The following is a 734-nucleotide window of genomic DNA, read 5'->3' on the forward strand; positions in this document are numbered from 1 at the left end:
GTCGTCGGACGGATGCCGACGATCTCGACTTCCTCGCCGACCTTGATCACGCCGCGCTCGATGCGGCCCGTCACCACCGTGCCGCGGCCCGAGATCGAGAACACGTCCTCGACCGGCATCAGGAAGGGCTGATCCTTCGGACGCTCCGGCTGCGGGATGTAGCGATCGACTTCCTGCATCAGCTTCAGGATCGCGTCATGGCCGATCTCGGGATTCTTGTTCTCGAGCGCGCACAGAGCCGAACCCTTGACGATCGGAATATCGTCGCCGGGGAAGTCATACTTCGACAGCAGCTCGCGGACTTCGAGCTCGACGAGCTCGAGCAGTTCCGGATCGTCGACCATGTCGACCTTGTTGAGGAACACGACGAGCGCCGGCACGCCGACCTGACGGGCGAGCAGGATGTGCTCGCGGGTCTGCGGCATCGGGCCGTCGGCCGCCGAGCAGACGAGGATCGCGCCGTCCATCTGCGCCGCGCCGGTGATCATGTTCTTCACATAGTCGGCGTGGCCGGGGCAGTCGACGTGGGCGTAGTGGCGGTTCTGCGTCTCATATTCGACGTGCGCCGTCGAAATGGTGATGCCGCGCGCCTTCTCTTCCGGAGCCTTGTCGATCTGGTCGTAGGCCGTGAACGTCGCCCCGCCCGTCTCCGCCAGAACCTTGGTGATCGCCGCCGTCAAAGACGTCTTGCCGTGGTCGACGTGCCCGATCGTCCCGATGTTGCAGTGCGGCTT

At 64.7% G+C, this 734-nt stretch carries 1 protein-coding gene; it reads right to left on the minus strand.

Annotated features, from left to right (window positions below):
• Positions 1-734, minus strand: a 734-nt coding sequence (locus EO766_RS18315) for an elongation factor Tu (protein ID WP_287101828.1), incomplete at both ends; no start/stop codon positions are given.

This window comes from Hydrotalea sp. AMD (assembly GCF_004100315.1).
GTDB classification, from domain to species: Bacteria; Bacteroidota; Bacteroidia; order Chitinophagales; family Chitinophagaceae; genus Hydrotalea; species Hydrotalea flava.